The sequence below is a fragment of the Agathobaculum desmolans ATCC 43058 genome (assembly GCF_000701665.1).
GTDB classification, from domain to species: domain Bacteria; phylum Bacillota; class Clostridia; order Oscillospirales; family Butyricicoccaceae; genus Agathobaculum; species Agathobaculum desmolans.
Genome location: NZ_JNJN01000028.1, coordinates 21,044 through 37,320 on the forward strand (window position 1 = coordinate 21,044; position 16,277 = coordinate 37,320).

Consider the following 16,277-nt stretch of genomic DNA (forward strand, 5'->3'; position numbering starts at 1 on the left):
CGTATGAAACCGTATATCATTACGATTGCCCGGCAGTATGGTTCGGGCGGCAAAACGGTGGGCAAGATGCTGGCGGAACGGCTGCACATCCCGTTTTATAACCGTGAGATCATCACCATGGCATCCGAGGACAGCGGCATCAATGCCGTGCTGTTTACCGATGAGCGGCTCAAGCCTGATTTGATCGGCAGGCTCAAGGCGCGCTATAAAGGGCATGAGCCGCTGCCGAACGATTCCTCCAAGGCGTACCTGCGGGATGACGCACTGTTTGATTATCAGGCGAAGATCATCCGCCGGCTGGCGGATCAGGGACCCTGTGTGATGATCGGCCGCTGTGCGGACTATATCCTCAAGGGCCGTCCGGATGTGGTGCGTGTGTTTGTGCACGCGGATGCGGATTTCTGTTTGGAACAGGCCATGAAGGTGGATTCCCTGCCCGAGCAGGAAGTGATCAAAAAAATCGCGGAGATCGATGAGTACCGCGCCAAGTATTACAAGCATCACACTGGGAATGATTGGTACGATGCCCGCAACTATGACCTGTCGCTCAATTCCGGCGTGCTGGGATTTGACGGCGTGGTCGAGGAAATTGTAAAATACATGGAAGTCCGTGCGGAATTCCAAAAATAATGACAAAACCCCTGCGTTGGCTGCGCAGGGGTTTCCAGCCTGTCAAAAAATATGTTGCCGATGGGGGTCAGCAATACGCGCGGCAGCGCGCATAAAACAGCATTTGCAGCGCAAATGCATAAAAAGTCAGGACAAGCGCCTGACTTTTTATACTTTGAGAGAGAAAAAGTTTCAGTACAGGAACTTTTTCTCGTTCGTGTTTGGGCGTAGGCCAAACATAGATTGTCGGAAAAACAAAGTTTTTCGACAGTCTCCCCCTACGCTGGCTGCGCAGGGGTTTTCCTGTGCGGTGAAGTTTCCGCATATTGGTATTGCAGCGCTTGGCATGCGGTGGTACAATAGCTGCAACCGGCAGAGTCAGGACAGGTATGCGGCGCTGCGGCAGGCGGCACCGGATACGGTCATCACGGACGGGGGAAAGCAAATGAAACGCATATATCGGTTGGGATTGGGTCTGCTGTGCGCAGGTCTGCTGGCAGCGGGTATTCCGCAGGCGGCTGCGGCGCACTGGGCAGACCAGTCGATTGATTTTGTACAGGAGCAGCAATGGATCGATCCGGTTTCGCCGCAGGATTTTGCACCGGATGCACCGGTGTCACGCGCGGCGGTCGTTACGGCGCTGTATCGGATGAACGGAGCCGCGTGGGAACAGGGGGGGACAGTTCCCGGCTTTGCGGATGTTGCGGCGGAGGATTGCTGTGCGGATGCCGTGTACTGGGCAGCAGCGCACGGTGTGGTAAACGGTGTCAGTGAAACGGCATTTCGGCCGGGCGACGGGATCACGCGTGAGCAGCTTGCCGCGGTGCTGCAGCGCTTTGCCGACGTCCGGCAGGAAATTTTTGAGGAGCAGGCGGGCGCAGGTGCAGCGGTGTTTACCGATTGGGCACAGATCCGGCCCTACGCGGTCGAAAGCGTGGATTGGGCTGTGCGGGCCGGGCTGCTGGAAGGCCGCACAGGCGGAAGGTTTGCGCCGCAGGACGGCTGTACCCGTGCAGAGCTGTCTGTGATTTTAGAGCGGTATGCGATGCGTCAGTCTGTACTGCTGTCTCCGCAGGACTGGGCGGCAGCGTATTATTCCGCTGCGGAAGAAACCGCCTTCCACACGGATGAGGGCGCGGTGCAGCGCCGTGTGGAGCGGCAGGATACAGCGGACACAGTGCGCGAAACACAAACCTACACGGATGCGGCAGGGCGCACCGTGCAGACCGGTCGCGTGACCGCCCGCTCTGCGCTGCCGGCACATGCTGCGGCACAGATAGAGTTGGATGCCGGGGCAGGGACGGTGCGCCGCTATGATGCGGCTGCCGGTCGCTGGCTGGTACAGCCGCTGCGCAGCGGCACACTGCCGCGCGGCATGTATTTCATCCGCACCGAGACACAGGAGCTGATCCTTGTGACGCCGCAGAGCTATGAAAGACGGGAGAACGGCATGATCGAGTGGCTGCCTGCGCAGGATGGCGTACTGCAGGTGGCGCAGCGGGAACAGGGGTATTCCCTGATCCTGCGCAGCGGGATGCTGCGGAACGGTTCTTACAGCGATTACCTGATCGTACGCGCCCCTGCGCCGATGATCGACTGGGGGGATCCCGATGCGGTCAGCCGGTGGGAAAATTACAATTTGACCGACCGTAACCGCTGGTGTCTGGATGGATATTATTATCTGGCGCCCTCGACATACTTCCCGTATGGGCGCAATTATTTCCATAACCAGCCGGCGGCGTATATCGCCTGCAAGATGATGCGTGACCGGCATGATGGCGCTTCCCGTGCACTGGGGCTGGCCATGATGGACGGAATGCGGCGGCAGCAGAATGAACAGGGGTATATTCCGGTGCGTTCAGGCAGTGTTTGGCTGCGGGACAGCTACGGCATCGCACCGGGATATTTTGACACCCGGTGGAACAGCGACCTTTGGCTTGGTATGCTGGATGCAGCGTATCACTTTGGTGTGACGGAGTGGCTGGCCCCGGCGCAGCGGTATGCGGATTTTCTGCTGGTACACGCGGAAGCGCGTCATTTTACGGTGTCGGACGGTGTGCGTGAGGGCTGGCTGGTGCAGGACTATTGGCATCCGGAGGGGCAGCGCGGCCCAACGCATACCTCGCTCAACCATCATGCTGCGGAGGCGGTATTCCTGTACCGGATCGCAGCGATGACAGGGGAGGAATCCTACGCTGTGATGGCGGATCGCATGGTGCGCGGCATCGAAGTGACAGCGTCGCGCTGGATCAAGCCGAATCACGATTTACATTATTCCTATCGGCCGGACGGCACGTGGGGCGGAACGGATTATCCCGATCTGACCTATTATGATCTGATTGAGCTGCAGCGCTTATATACGGCGCGGCACGGCACGGCTAACGGAGCCTTGACCCGCTTGATCGCCAGTAAAAAAAGCTGGATGCAGGCGCAGGGTGTGCTGTAAGCTACAAGGTATAGGGCAGCAGGTGTTTCTCCTGCGGCAGCGGAATCTGCCGCAGGAGAAAAATTTGCATAAAATGAAAAAAGGCATTGACAAACGAGTGGAGAATTGATATACTAAATGAGCGTCAGAAACCCGCGGGTGTAGTTCAATGGTAGAATGTCAGCCTTCCAAGCTGAACACGTGGGTTCGATTCCCATCACCCGCTCCATTTTTTTGTGGGTATTCGGAATTGACATGCGCCAGTAGCTCAGCCGGATAGAGCAACTGCCTTCTAAGCAGTAGGCCGGGGGTTCGAATCCCTCCTGGCGTGCCAAATTCCGTCTGAAATAACAGGATATGGTGGGTATAGCTCAGTTGGTTAGAGCATCGGATTGTGGTTCCGAGGGTCGAGGGTTCGAGTCCCTTTACCCACCCCATATTAAGCCCTATGACGCGCTGCCTTGCCGCAGCGCGTTATACTTAGGGTGCAGGATAGTTCGGCCCAACGATACAGGGGCGTCGCCAAGCGGTAAGGCATCGGCCTTTGACGCCGACATTCGCTGGTTCGAATCCAGCCGTCCCTGCCATTTATGGGTTTATGGTTTCTGACCGAAAAAACAGGTGTATCAGCTTGATATCACCCTTTTTCTTGAATATGCCCCAGTAGCTCAGTCGGCAGAGCACCTGCCTTTTAAGCAGGGTGTCCGGGGTTCGAATCCCCGCTGGAGCACCAACAAAAATCCTTGTGAAATGTATGTTTCACAAGGATTTTTGTTTTACATGACTTTTAAATGTTACCGAGAACAGAACACAATGCCTATTCTACCTGTTCTGATGTGCATGCCGGTTCTCTGGATTTCTTACAGCAAGATCATCCTTGAAAAAGTTCCCACAGGTGATGTGTCCGGAGAAAACCGGGACGGCAGCTGTCGAATTATTTGCCGCCCAGTTTTTCGCTGTTGGAGAAGTGAAAAATGGTCATAAACAGGATTTTGATATCAAACAGAAAGGTCCAATTCTCAATATAGTACAAATCGTGTTCAATGCGTCCCTTAATCGAAGTATCGCCGCGAAAACCGTTAACTTGCGCCCAGCCGGTAATGCCGGGACGCACCTGATGCTTGACCATATACAGGGGGATGCTCTCCTTGAACTGGTTGACAAAGAAGGGGAGTTCCGGGCGCGGGCCAACCAAACTCATATCACCTTTGAGGACATTGAAAAACTGCGGCAGCTCATCAATGGAAAATTTGCGGATAAAGGAGCCGAAACGGGTTTTGCGGGGATCACTATTGGTGCTCCATCCGGTGGTTTGCTGGTCATTGACCCGCATGGAACGGAATTTGTACATGTAAAAAGGCTTTTTGCCCAAGCCGACACGTTCCTGCCGGAACAAGATGGGGCCGGGGGAGGAGAGCTTTACGCCGATCGCCGCGAACAGCATGAGCGGAGAGGTCAGCAGGATCAGTAGGAGTGATCCGACGATATCCATGGTTCGCTTGATGAAAGCGTTGCCGATATTGTCCAGCGGGATATGGCGGATATTGATCAGGGACACATCGCCGATTTCATCGTAGACAGGATGCGCAGGTAAAAACTTGGTGTAAAAGGGGATCAGCGAAACCTTTACGCCGTTTTTTTCGCTGTTGGCGATAATATCCTGCAAGTAGGAATATTCCTCCGCTTCCAGCGCAATGACGACTTCATCCGGGCTGATGCGCTCGAGCACTTTGGAAAAGGATTCATAAGTGCCAAGATAGGGCAGGCCGGGCAGGCAATCGTGCGGCGCAAGATAATGGTCGACGGTGAAGCCCAGCGTGCGGTCGTTTTGTACAGCCCGGCAGTAGGCCTGCGCCTGTTCCCCGCAGCCGACCAGCAACACATGCTTTAGGTTATAGCCTTTTTCGCGAAATGTACGTAAAAGACGGCGCAGAAACCACCGTTTTACCGCAATAGCCAGTGTGATAAGGGCGAAGAAGACAAACAGCGTCCAGCGGGATAGATGTACTTCCTTAAATATAAAGAAAAAAGCCAACATCAAGCCGAACAGGATCACATTGCATCGCAGTAAGAGGCTGAACTCGGTCATAAACTGTTTGGAGCGGAACGAGTCATACAGTCCGAACAAGCCATACAGCAGCCAAAACAGGGGAATCATGCAGAAAGCGGCAAACATATAGTAGGATAGGCTGATATGACCGGGTTCGCCATGAAAGATAAAAAAACGAATATAATAGGCAAGGGCCATGCAGGGAAAGAGCAGTGCTGCATCCGTCAGACCATTGATCTGGTTGAGCGCACGTTGGTTTTCCTTGATCAATACCGTCACCGTCCTATGATTTATAAACTTTTTTTATTCTATCATATTTGACAGAAAATTGCCAGAGGATTGTGTGCAGCTTGACAAAAAGTGCGGTATGGGGTAATATTCCAATAGATGTGCTGCGGTCAAGCAGAGATAATGTATCAAAACACAGGATGTGCGGGCGGAAGTGCCGCCTGCGCGTTTTTTTAATGATGGGTGGAGAAATGGCAGACGGACAGAAAAAAATATTGTATGTAGCATCATCGTTTGGACATCTGGCCGCATTTCATCAGCCGTATATGAAGTGGTTTGCAGAGCAGGGATGTACGGTGCATGCGGCGGCAGGTGGTGATAGGCGGGAGCTGCAAGGTGTGGTGCGCTATATTTCGCTGCCGTTTGAGAAAAGTATGTACTCACAGCGTAACTTGGCTGCGGCTTGGCGTTTGCGTCAATTGGTACAGCGGGAAGGATACGATCTGATCAGCCTGCATACTTCGCTGGCGGCATTTTTCGCAAGGTTGGCACTGCTGCTGCCGTGCAGAAAACGTCCGACTGTGATGAATACATCGCACGGTTATCTGTTCGACCGGGACAGCACGCGCCTTAAACGGATGCTGCTGTTGGGGGCGGAGCGGCTGACAGCGCCGGTAACAGACTGGCTGCTGGTTATGAATCAGCAGGATCGGGAAATTGCCAATCGATACAGGTTGGGGGAAAATATCGTGTTTACCCGTGGAATGGGGGTGGATCTGGCGCGGTTCCAGCCCACAACGCGGGAGATGCGCCAGATGGCACGTGATAGTATGCGGGTGCAGCCGGATGAGCTTGTGCTGGTGTACGCGGCGGAATTTTCAGAGCGGAAGAATCAGAAAATGCTGATCCGGGCGATGCAGGATTTGCCGGATTCTGTTATACTGCTGCTGCCCGGCGAGGGCGCGCTGCTGGAGCCGTGCAAAATGCTGGCGAAAGAGCTTGGGGTAAGCGGACGGGTTCGCTTTCCGGGGTTTGTGCGGAACGTGGAAGATTATTATGCCGCAGCTGACCTGTGTGTATCAGCCAGCCGAATTGAAGGACTGCCGTTTAACGTGATGGAGGCGATGGCGTGCGGCTTACCTGTCGTACTCAGTGACATTAAGGGACATCAGGATTTGGTAAGCGGAGGGCAGAACGGTATACTGTATCCGTATGATGACATACCGGCTTTTGTGAAGGCGGTAGAGCGCTTGCTGGATGAGCAAACGCGCCAGTTGATGGCGGTGGCGGCATATCGGGCGGCGCAGCCATACGGTTTGGAAACGGTATATCCGACATTGACCGGGATATATCAAACAGCGCTGCATGGGCACGCTTGATGTGGGTCTGTTAAATATATAATAATATATAATAAGGTATAGCAGGTGTTCGGAACGGAATGCCGGGGAGGTTATCATCATGAAGTCAAAAGCAGTTACATCGGCACCACCTACAAGGTGGTGGCTGTATACCGGAGCCGCGTTGCTTGTATTTCTGATTACGTGCTTCAGCAATAACGGCACGTATATCACGCAAAAGGTGCTTGGCTTGGTCGGCGCGGCAGCCGTTCTGGCAATGATGCTGTTTGCGGACAAGCAGCGGGTCAAGCGCCTGCTCACACCGCCGGCCTTTGCATTGTTTGCCTATATGCTGCTTGCAGGCATATCCACCCTGTATGCACGGTCAGGTAAGTTTGCGATTGCAGAGTTTTCCAATATGCTGGCGGCATTCAGCGTATTTACGGCGATTGTGCTGTTTTCTAAAGAAGGAAAGCTGTCCTTCCGGCGGACGGCGGCGGTTTTGGCGGGGGCGGCTGCGCCGGTGGGCTTACTGTCGATTGATGCGGCATCCTGCAACCTTCTGATGCGTCCGTTCCGCGTCCTGATGGAGCTGATCGGCAGAGGTTATGGAGACACCGGATCGTATTTCTACTCCCGTCTGCATACGATTGTGGGCAACCCCAATACCTATGCCGGCCTGATGTCGATTGCGGTGCTGCTGTCGATCTGGCTGGTGTTCACCGCAGAGAGCCGCAAACAGAAAATCGGATACAGCATCCTGCTGATGATCAATACGGTTTCCTATCTGCTGGCCTTTTCCATGGGATCGCTCGGTGTATTTGTGGTGGCGTGCCTGCTGATGCTGGCGCTCAGCCCGAAGGAGGGACGGATCGGCCTGTTCCTGCTGCTGCTCCAGACGGCGGTTGTTGCACTCGTGGTGGGTGCGGTATCGGTCAAGGGCTTCGGTGATACGGTGACCGGCTCGCCGCTGCCACTGCTGATGTTGGCTGCGGGCTGTGCCGCCGCGTGTGCCTTGGAGATCTTCGCGCGGGAAAAGCTTACGTCCGTGCTGACCGGCAAGGGCAAACTGCTGATCGGCATTGCGGCGGGGCTGGTAGTGATCGGTGCAGTTTATGTGATCGCGGCGCTTCAGGTGACCGGCGCGTATACGTTTGGCACGGAGGGGGATTTCCGCCGCACGGCAGACCTGCCGGCAGGGGAATACACGCTGCAAATGCAGGCGGATGCCCCGGTCGGCGTGCGGGTCGCCTATAAGAATACCAACAACCTGATCCAGAACAATGAGACCGATCTGGCAAACGGCACATCGGATGCAGCGGTGACCTTTACAGTGCCGGAGGACAGCGAGCTGGTGTTCTTCTACTTCTCCTGTGCGCAGCCGGGCGTGACGCTGCATCAGGCGGATTACGCCGGTGCAGAAACGGGCAGCATCAAGCTGGGCTATAAGCTGCTGCCCTCGTTCGTTGCGGATCGAATCCAAGACCTTGCGGCCAACGGCAACGTGGTGCAGCGCGGCGTATACCGTCAGGACGCTATAAAGCTGTGGAAAACGGCGCCGGTATTCGGGCGTGGTCTGGGCGGCTTTGAAAACGGCGTTGTTTCGGTGCAGGATTACTATTACGAAACCAAGTATGCACATAACCACTATGTGGAGATGCTGTGTGATCTGGGTGTGCTTGGCCTGCTGGCGTTTCTGTCGCTGCTGGGAACAGCAGTATGGGCGCTGGTCAAGAGCCGGAAGGAAAAGCCGCTGATCGTGATGCTGCTGGCGGCCTGCGTGCTGCAAATGTTCGGGCAGGCGATAACCGACGTGATCTGGTCGGTTGGTGCGTGTATGTCCATGTTTTTTGCGGTGCTGGCGCTGGTAACGCTGTATTGCGGCGACTGCCTGCGGCTTTCGGTGTCGCAGAAGAGCAAGGGCGGTGCGGTGCGCTGGCCGGTGGCTACGGTTTCTTCCGTGTTTGTGGTGCTGATTGGATTGAATCTGGTGGCGCAGAGCATTTTCTATGGCGATGACCTGTCGATGGATGATCTGAAAAACTGCGCGTCGATCGACCTGTTTGAAAAGAACGACTATAAGCTGTCCTATCTGATTTCCGGCGGCAACGAGCCGGGTGTAGCAGACCGTTATGCGGCTGCGCTGTCCAAGGAGGAATCCAACTCAATCACCATCCCGCTGGCGCAGTACTATGCCGGCAGCGGACAGATCGATCAGGCGCTGCGCACGCTGGACAAGGGCGCAGACTATATGCGCGCGGATAAGGCTGTCTGGCAGCAGATGTTTGACCTGTACGAGGGGATGATCGATCCGGTCGGTCAGCTCAGTGCGGCGCAGCTGCTGATGGAGGATACCTATGTGAAACGGATGACAGCGGGCTATGAAAAGCTGTGCGAAGTGAATGCGGCACAACTGGATGATGTGCTGCTGACGCCGCAGAACAATGTTTTTCTCAATAAGCTGTTGGCGGTGGCGGCGCTGGCACCGTATGATACGACAAAGGCACTGACCACGTTTTCCGATCTGGCATTGGATACGGCAACTGCGCCCGATGTGGATGGAAACGGTATGCCGGATTACGCTGCGGTAACAGCGGGGGAGGTTATCTGGAACGGCGGCGGCGCCTTCACCGCGCAGACCGACTGCACGCTTGTACTGGATATTACCGTAAAGAATGAAGGCGATTATGTGCTTTCGGTGCAGGCGGATCAGCCCGGCGGCATCGCTGTGGATATCAACGGCGCAGCGGCGGCGCTGGATGCCGCCGGCAGCACCCAGCCGTATGAGGAATGGGGCGGCGGCGATGATAGCACGATCACCCTGCACGTGAAAGCCGGTACAACGGTCGAGCGTGTCTCCTATATGAGGGTTTAAGCAGGCTGCACTGCCGGGAAAAAGAACGGCATGAAAAATCCGCAGAGAATCGCATGAAAGCGGTTCTCTGCGGATTTCTGTTTGTAAACAGAAGCCGGCGTATCCAAAGCAGCAATATGCGCAACGCCTTTGTTACACAAAGAGCTTATCATCGCTGGATTGCAGCAGATCAATAACTGTTCCAATACATTGGTCACCGATTGCAGAATCAGGCCGGCATTAGGATTGTGTACCTTATTGTATATACCTCTCAGGCGCAGGATGCAATATTACATTATTATTACCGATTCCCCGCCCGACTTGACCCATCCGAGCCGGTGTGGTATTATAATCATCGAAAACGGGAGAAATCCCAAAAAATTTTAAGGAGGAAAACCCCAATGAAGAATCTCAAAAAGGTTCTCGCACTGGTGCTCGCGTTCGCCTGCGCGTTCACGATGTTCGCCGGTGCGGCATTCACGGATGAGGCTGACTTTAACGTTAATGCCGATACCGTGGATACTCTGGTTGCCCTGGGCGTAATCGACGGCTATGCAGATGGCTCGTTCAAGCCCGAAGGCACTGTAAGCCGTGCGGAAATGGCGAAGATGATCTACGTTCTGCGCACTGGCAACTCTGACGCTTCTGCGTACAACGATGACAAGAGCTCGTTCACCGATATCGGTGAACACTGGGGCCGCGGCTACATCAAGTACTGCCAGTCCCTGGGCATCATCTCCGGCAAGTCCGTTACCAAGTTCGATCCGAACGGTAAGGTAACCGCGCAGGAAGCTGCCAAGATGCTGCTTGTAACCCTCGGTTACGATGCACAGAAGGCTGGCCTTGAGGGCGCTACCTGGGCTTCCAAGACCAACGCTCTGGCTGACGAGAACGGCCTGCTCGAGGATGTAAACACTTCCTTCACCGCAGCTTGCCCGCGTCAGTACGCTGCTCAGCTGATCTACAATGCAATCTTTGCTCCGACTGTTGTGTTCCGTGATGGTGCTTACACCAACACCAACTATCAGGACAAGGACAACAAGACCATCGGCGAAAAGTACATGGGTCTGAAGACCTCTGTCGGCACGCTGGAAGGCACTGTTAAGGAGTCCGGCAAGGATACCTACAAGCTGAATCTGGATATGTCCGCTGCCAACAAGGAAGATTCCGACATGGTGAACGGCAAGTACGTTGATTCCTTCACCAAGGTTGCCAAGGACTACTCCGCGCTGAAGAACCGCGTTGTTAAGGTTCTGTTCAAGGAGTCTGACAAGGTTTACGGCGTATTCGCTACCGACGACAGCTCTGTTCTGAACGGCGTTGTAGGTGACTACGATGTTGATGGCGCCAAGATTAAGTATGACGGCGAGAAGTACTCCGTACTGTCCACTGCTGGTGTTTACGAGAACGACGCTGATACCGCAGTTAAGAAGACCGTTGTTGACTATGTCCAGAATGCAAAGGGTGCTCTTAAGGCTGCTGATGCCAAGGTCGTGCTGAACGATGACGACAAGGTTGAGCGTTTTGACGTTACCACCTTTATGGTTGGCAAGGTTTCCTACGTTGGCAAGGACTATGTAAACGTTGTTTACAAGGGCGGCGACAAGGTAGGCAACTTCTCCAACTATGCTAAGCTGGATAAGGATTCCTGCAACTCCGATATCTCCGACCTGAAGAAGGATGACTACATCATCATCACCAACAGCATGGTAAACGAAAAGTTGGATGCTGTTAAGGCCGATATGGTTGAGGGCAAGATCGAGTCCACCCGCGACAGCGGCGATGAGATCCGCATTGACGGCACCTGGTACAAGTCTGCGCTGGATAAGAACGATGATATCAAGCTGAGCAATGAGGTTTCTGTTGTTCTGAAGAACGGCTATGTTGCATTTGTTGACGACGTAAAGGCTGGCTCCAACGACGTAGCCCTGATGATCGAGGCTGCCAAGAACTCCGGCGTTGGTGCGAAGTGGCAGGCGGACCTGCTGTTTGCTGACGGCACCCGCAAGGTTGTTGACGTAGACGACGACAAGGAAAATAGTAAGTTCAAGTCTGATATTCTGGAGGGTGTGGCGACGGATAAGGTTACTGGCGTTCCGTTCCTCGTAACTTACGACCAGTCTGGCAGCAAGTATGAGCTGGACAAGGTTGTTACTTCTTCCAATCAGGCTGGCTATGACAAGGTTACCAACGTTGCTGATAAGAGCAAGGTTGATGACGGCAAGCTGCTTAATGAGAACGGCAAGCTCGTCGCTACGATTGATGACTCTGCTGCGATCTTCCTGAAGTACGGCGATGACGACTACAAGGTTGTTACCGGCGCTGACATGAAGAAGTGGAGCGACAAGAACCTTCTGAAGGGTCACATGATCCTGACCGACATGAAGAACGGTTATGAGAATGTTAAGGTTGGCTTCATTGAGACTGATAAGAACCCGTCTGGTTCCGATAAGTCCTATGCTTACATCTTCGGTATTGAAAACAATGCCAAGGATGAGGATCACAACGAGTACGTAGAATACAATGTGTTCAATGGCACCGATGCGACCACGCTGAAGGTGAAGCACTCTGCTGCCAACGCATACGCAGAAGGCACTGTTGTTGAGTACACCCTCGACAGCGATGGCTATGCTGACTGCACCGTTTACGGCAAGGATAAGCTGACCGCCGATGCTCTGGCTGCTAAGGCTTGGGACGGCAAGGGCTTTGATGGCGACATCAAGCTTGGCACTACCACTACGCTGAATACTTACAAGATCGATAAGGACGACACCATGGTGCTGTTCATTAATACCGATGATAAGACCGGCGTTGCGGAGTTCGAGCCGCTGACCGCGCAAGAGATCTTTGAAAAGGGCACTGACAAGGTAATCGGTTACAAAAAGAACGTTGCTTACTATTCTAAGGATGGCAAGACCATCGACGTTCTGGTAATCGACATTACCAACGAGATCAAGGCTTCCCTGTTTGACTAATCCTGAAAATTAGTTAAGCAGAACAGAGAACCCCGAGGAATCTCCTCGGGGTTTTTTGGCGTTATCTGAATGCGATGAAATGATGCAATCCGCTGTTGGTAATGGTGTAATCACGGTTATTGACGTAATGATAAAATACCCGAAACCCATTTTCAGTAATTTCAATAGCGTATTTTTCCTGCGACCCCATCACGGGATGCCCGGTAACGGCTAATCCGCCGGTGTAGTAATAATAGTTATATCCCGTGCAGGTTTGACCGCTGTTATTGAAAACCAGAACTGCTTTCGGAGTAAAACCCAAATGCACAAATTGGCTTTCTTGATCGTCACCCATATAGGTTCCAATATATGCTTCACATTTCGCTGCACTGAGCGTGTTGATCTGATTTTGCAGGTTCACATCTGCGTTGGCGCGTGTTTCTGCTTCTGATCGGTCTGCCCCTGCACGGGTGCTGGTTTCCGCTGCTGCCGCGCTTTCGATCGCCGTCAACCGATCGCGCACATCCTGTGCGAGTTTATCTCCGGTCACGCTCCCGGATGGGATGTTTCCCATCACCGCAGCGTTGAGCTGCTGCTGCACGTTTTCTACTGCTGTCTGCACCGTGTCCGCCGGGACGCCTGCCGTGCGGGAAAATCCCAGTGCGGTCGCGGCGGTTTTGGCGGTCAATGCGTCACACAGGCCGTTGTGCGACTGCCGCAGCTCCTCCGGACTGCTGTCGAAGTATTCCTTGAGCTCATGCGGCTGTATGTTGGGCTGGTCGGGCAGATCTCGGATCTTCTTGGTAAATTCCTGCTGTTTGTTTTCGGCAAAACCCATAATCATTCCTCCTTTGGTCGGTGCGCCCCTCGCGCGCGGTCATTGGACAGCGCACGTGGGCGCGCGTAGGGCTGGTCAGACCCCGTTGGTTTTCATGTCATTTCTCCCCGGGTGCCTGTAATAATAGCCGATTTTGCGCAAACCGCAAGAGCAAATACTTGCTCTTGCGGTTTTTTCGTTTTCAGCTATTCTTATAGGCGTTCCCAAACCAGTTTGTTTTCGGCAAACCGGAACAGCCTCCCGCACGCGCGCATCCGCGTGGTCAGAGGAACGCGCACGCGCGAGAGAATCCACACAACACGAAGGAGGATTTTTCATGTCATTCGAACCGCAAAAACTCAGCACATTCAGCAAAAAAATCATCGATCTGCCCGACCAGCCCAACATGCAGCCGCATGAGCTGAAGGAATACTTCGACAGCAGTCCGGAGGAACTGCGGCAGTCGCACAACGGCCTGTGCGACGCATTGACCGCCAAAACCGCCGCGTCCGCACTGGGATTTTCCCGCACGGCGGGTGTCCCAGCGGACACGGTGCAGACAGCAGTAGAAAACGTGCAGCAGCAGCTCGACGCTGCGGTGATGGGAAACATCCCATCCGGGAGCGTGACCGGAGATAAGCTTGCACAGGACGTGCGCGACCGGTTTACCGCAATCGAAAATGCAGCGAAAAGCGAAGCCGGTACCCGCGCAGGGGCAGACAGCAATCTGCAAAATCAGATCAATACACATACTGCGCAGATCGCATCAAAAGCAGAGGTAATTTGCGGCTATTATGATGGGGATGGCACAGCGAGCCGAACGATTGATCTTGGCAAGACACCCAAAGCGGTTCTTGTTGTAACAAACTCTGGCGAAATGTATACCACCAGCGGGGCAACGCTGATGGGCGGGCTTGCAGTTTCAAGTTCACCGGTTATCCACTCCAACTACAGTTCACCATACGGTGTTGAAATTGTTTCCAATGGTTTTCAAGTGTGTGTTGGCGGTACATATGATCGTGTTGGAACAAACTTTAGCGGACGGCGGTATAATTATGTTGCTGTGATATAAAAAGAATCCCCCGAACCGAAGTTCGGGGGATTTTGACCATTGAAAGCAAAGCTATGCTGCAGTCTTACTTAAGACAACCATTCGTTATTCTCAACATCAAAGATAACTGCAACAACCTTGTGGTCGGTATCATCGTTGTAGATTACAACAGCGTTCTTCACATAATCGCCGCTCTTATCCGGCTGAGCCTTGATAAGCTGGTTCATATCATTGCCAACGCCAACATGATCATCGTCGTTTACAGCAAGGAATACGCAATCTTCATCCAGCTTATAAGTTGCAGCATCAGCGGTCTTGCCCGTAGCAGTGAAGACAATGTTGCCCTCAGCCTTGTAATCAAAGCCGTAAACAGCAGCCTTCTCAACCTTTACAGAAAGATCGCTCTCGAGGTTTTCAACAGAGATATACTTGCCGTCGTGGGTGTAGATCAGCACATCACCAGTATTAAGAGCCTTGCCACTGTAAACACCGTCGGTGTAAACAGTCACAGCTTCCGTGCCGTTCCAAATGTCAAATGCGGTGCACTTGTCGGTCGAACCATCCGGATTTTTGGAAGAAGTATACGGAGTAGCCGTCAGATAACCGTACTGGTAATCAGAACCCATGCCGGTGTACTTCTTTGCAGCAGTGATAGCAGCTACCTTGACATAATCGATGCCGTTAACTTCCTTGGTAGCATACTGAACAGTACCGTTGTAAGCCTTATCCCAATCGTTAACGGTCTTGCCAGAGATAACCTTAACATCCAGATCGTTGCCGTAGATTACGAATACAACTGCATCATCATCAATCGGCTTGTTATTAATACGGTTGTTAGAAGCAATCTCGTTAGCATTGCCAAAGTTCTTATAACCAGCTGCATTCTTGCTGCCAAGCAGAGTCAGCTCGTAGTTGCCGTTGCTCTTTACCGTGTAGGTGAAGAGCTTGCCGATGTCGCCATACGCAGTAATGTCGCCAGTCGTCGAAACTGTAGCACCCTGCAGCTTGTTGCTACCATTTACATCGGCAGCGTCCTTGCCGTCATTGTTCTTGTTCAGCTTCTCAACAGTAATGGTCTTCTCGCTGCCATCCATGAATACAGCCTTGACATCCTGCGTGCTTGCAGAAGCACTAAAGCTGCCGTTCAGGCTTTCGTCCACATCAACGATTGCCAGAACATCCTTAGAGGAAGCCTCGGTCTCATCAGCATTGAACACAACGCCATCAACAACCGTAAAGTCGTAAGAAGTACCGCTCTCGAGCTGATCCATATCAGCAGTCAGGTAGTACCATTTGCCATCAATGCGAACCTGATAGTCACCCTTTGCATTACCCTTGGTACCGTTTACTTCTGCAGAGATAACTTCAGCCTTAGCTACTTCGTGATCACCAGAAACGGTGTACTTGCCGTCAACATAAATCGCATAGTCATCCTTGGCAATGCCCTTGTAAACAGAGGCGCAGTCATCAAACTTGATGGTGCCCTTGCCCTGCAGCGAGAAGTTGGAGGTGCCTACATAAGTTACCTCGTAAACCTCACGCGGGGTTTCGATGATATTATCGATTTTGCCGTTGCCATCGTTGTCGATCATCTTGATCGTGTTGGCTGCAACATTGGCTGCCAGCGCATCTTTCTTGTTGGCAGTATAGCCACTCATCAGCTTAACTGCCTTGGTATCACCGTTAAACTTGTAAATTTCCATCTCATCGGTCTTGCTGTCCAGCTTGTACTCCGTACCAGCCAGCTTAACCTTCTTGTCATCGGAGCTGACCTTCTCCAGATCACCTACGATACCAGAAGCGATAACCTTAGAATCATCATCGGCATAGATGCCATAAACCTGGTCGGTCTTGTTGTCCTTAATCATGATCTTGACCTTCTGGCCGATCAGATTGGAGCAATCGGTAGCCAACTTGGTGTAGGTCTCACCAGAAGCGGTAGTTACCTTGAA

At 53.2% G+C, this 16,277-nt stretch carries 10 protein-coding genes and 5 tRNA genes; 11 read left to right on the forward strand and 4 right to left on the reverse strand.

Annotated features, from left to right (window positions below; genetic code table 11):
• Nucleotides 1-3 precede the first annotated feature (3 nt).
• From T363_RS0108380 to T363_RS0108410, 7 genes are all read left to right on the forward strand, one after another.
• Nucleotides 4-630, forward strand: coding sequence for a cytidylate kinase-like family protein (locus tag T363_RS0108380; protein ID WP_031475066.1), 627 nt, complete (start codon nucleotides 4-6; stop codon nucleotides 628-630).
• 289 nt (nucleotides 631-919) lie between these two features.
• Nucleotides 920-3,055: an S-layer homology domain-containing protein gene (locus T363_RS0108385; protein WP_031475068.1), complete on the forward strand. Its 2,136-nt coding sequence runs from the start codon at nucleotides 920-922 to the stop codon at nucleotides 3,053-3,055.
• Between the two features lie 134 nt (nucleotides 3,056-3,189).
• Nucleotides 3,190-3,263: transfer RNA gene (locus tag T363_RS0108390), tRNA-Gly, on the forward strand.
• A 28-nt stretch (nucleotides 3,264-3,291) separates the two neighbouring features.
• Nucleotides 3,292-3,368: transfer RNA gene (locus T363_RS0108395), tRNA-Arg, on the forward strand.
• Between the two features lie 26 nt (nucleotides 3,369-3,394).
• Nucleotides 3,395-3,471 (forward strand) — tRNA-His (locus tag T363_RS0108400).
• A gap of 75 nt (nucleotides 3,472-3,546) precedes the next feature.
• Nucleotides 3,547-3,621, forward strand: a tRNA-Gln gene (locus T363_RS0108405).
• Between the two features lie 70 nt (nucleotides 3,622-3,691).
• Nucleotides 3,692-3,767, forward strand: a tRNA-Lys gene (locus T363_RS0108410).
• 201 nt (nucleotides 3,768-3,968) lie between these two features.
• Here the strand turns inward: T363_RS0108410 and T363_RS0108415 are convergent.
• Complete coding sequence (locus T363_RS0108415; protein WP_317394412.1) at nucleotides 3,969-5,363, reverse strand: undecaprenyl-phosphate glucose phosphotransferase; 1,395 nt, start codon at nucleotides 5,361-5,363, stop codon at nucleotides 3,969-3,971.
• Between the two features lie 200 nt (nucleotides 5,364-5,563).
• Between T363_RS0108415 and T363_RS0108420 the strand changes: the two genes are divergently transcribed.
• A complete protein-coding gene (locus T363_RS0108420) occupies nucleotides 5,564-6,691 on the forward strand; it encodes a glycosyltransferase family 4 protein (protein ID WP_031475070.1) in 1,128 nt (375 codons plus the stop codon).
• A gap of 79 nt (nucleotides 6,692-6,770) precedes the next feature.
• Entirely contained in the window at nucleotides 6,771-9,524 is a 2,754-nt protein-coding gene (locus tag T363_RS0108425) for an O-antigen ligase family protein (protein ID WP_031475071.1), read from the forward strand.
• On the opposite strand, the gene T363_RS0108430 is transcribed toward T363_RS0108425, so the two are convergent.
• Nucleotides 9,521-9,709, reverse strand: coding sequence for a hypothetical protein (locus T363_RS0108430; RefSeq protein WP_031475072.1), 189 nt, complete (start codon nucleotides 9,707-9,709; stop codon nucleotides 9,521-9,523). The genes T363_RS0108425 and T363_RS0108430 overlap by 4 nt on opposite strands.
• Before the next feature lie 195 nt (nucleotides 9,710-9,904).
• Here T363_RS0108430 and T363_RS0108435 point away from each other — a divergent pair, with 195 nt between their 5' ends.
• Nucleotides 9,905-12,478: an S-layer homology domain-containing protein gene (locus T363_RS0108435; RefSeq protein ID WP_031475073.1), complete on the forward strand. Its 2,574-nt coding sequence runs from the start codon at nucleotides 9,905-9,907 to the stop codon at nucleotides 12,476-12,478.
• A 61-nt stretch (nucleotides 12,479-12,539) separates the two neighbouring features.
• On the opposite strand, the gene T363_RS0108440 is transcribed toward T363_RS0108435, so the two are convergent.
• On the reverse strand, nucleotides 12,540-13,295 hold the full coding sequence (locus tag T363_RS0108440) for a hypothetical protein (RefSeq protein ID WP_031475074.1): 756 nt from the start codon (nucleotides 13,293-13,295) through the stop codon (nucleotides 12,540-12,542).
• 316 nt (nucleotides 13,296-13,611) lie between these two features.
• Between T363_RS0108440 and T363_RS14545 the strand changes: the two genes are divergently transcribed.
• On the forward strand, nucleotides 13,612-14,346 hold the full coding sequence (locus T363_RS14545; RefSeq protein ID WP_034972033.1) for a hypothetical protein: 735 nt from the start codon (nucleotides 13,612-13,614) through the stop codon (nucleotides 14,344-14,346).
• A gap of 68 nt (nucleotides 14,347-14,414) precedes the next feature.
• On the opposite strand, the gene T363_RS16270 is transcribed toward T363_RS14545, so the two are convergent.
• A partial coding sequence (locus T363_RS16270) for a hypothetical protein (protein WP_031475075.1) occupies nucleotides 14,415-16,277 on the reverse strand: 1,863 nt, incomplete at its 5' end.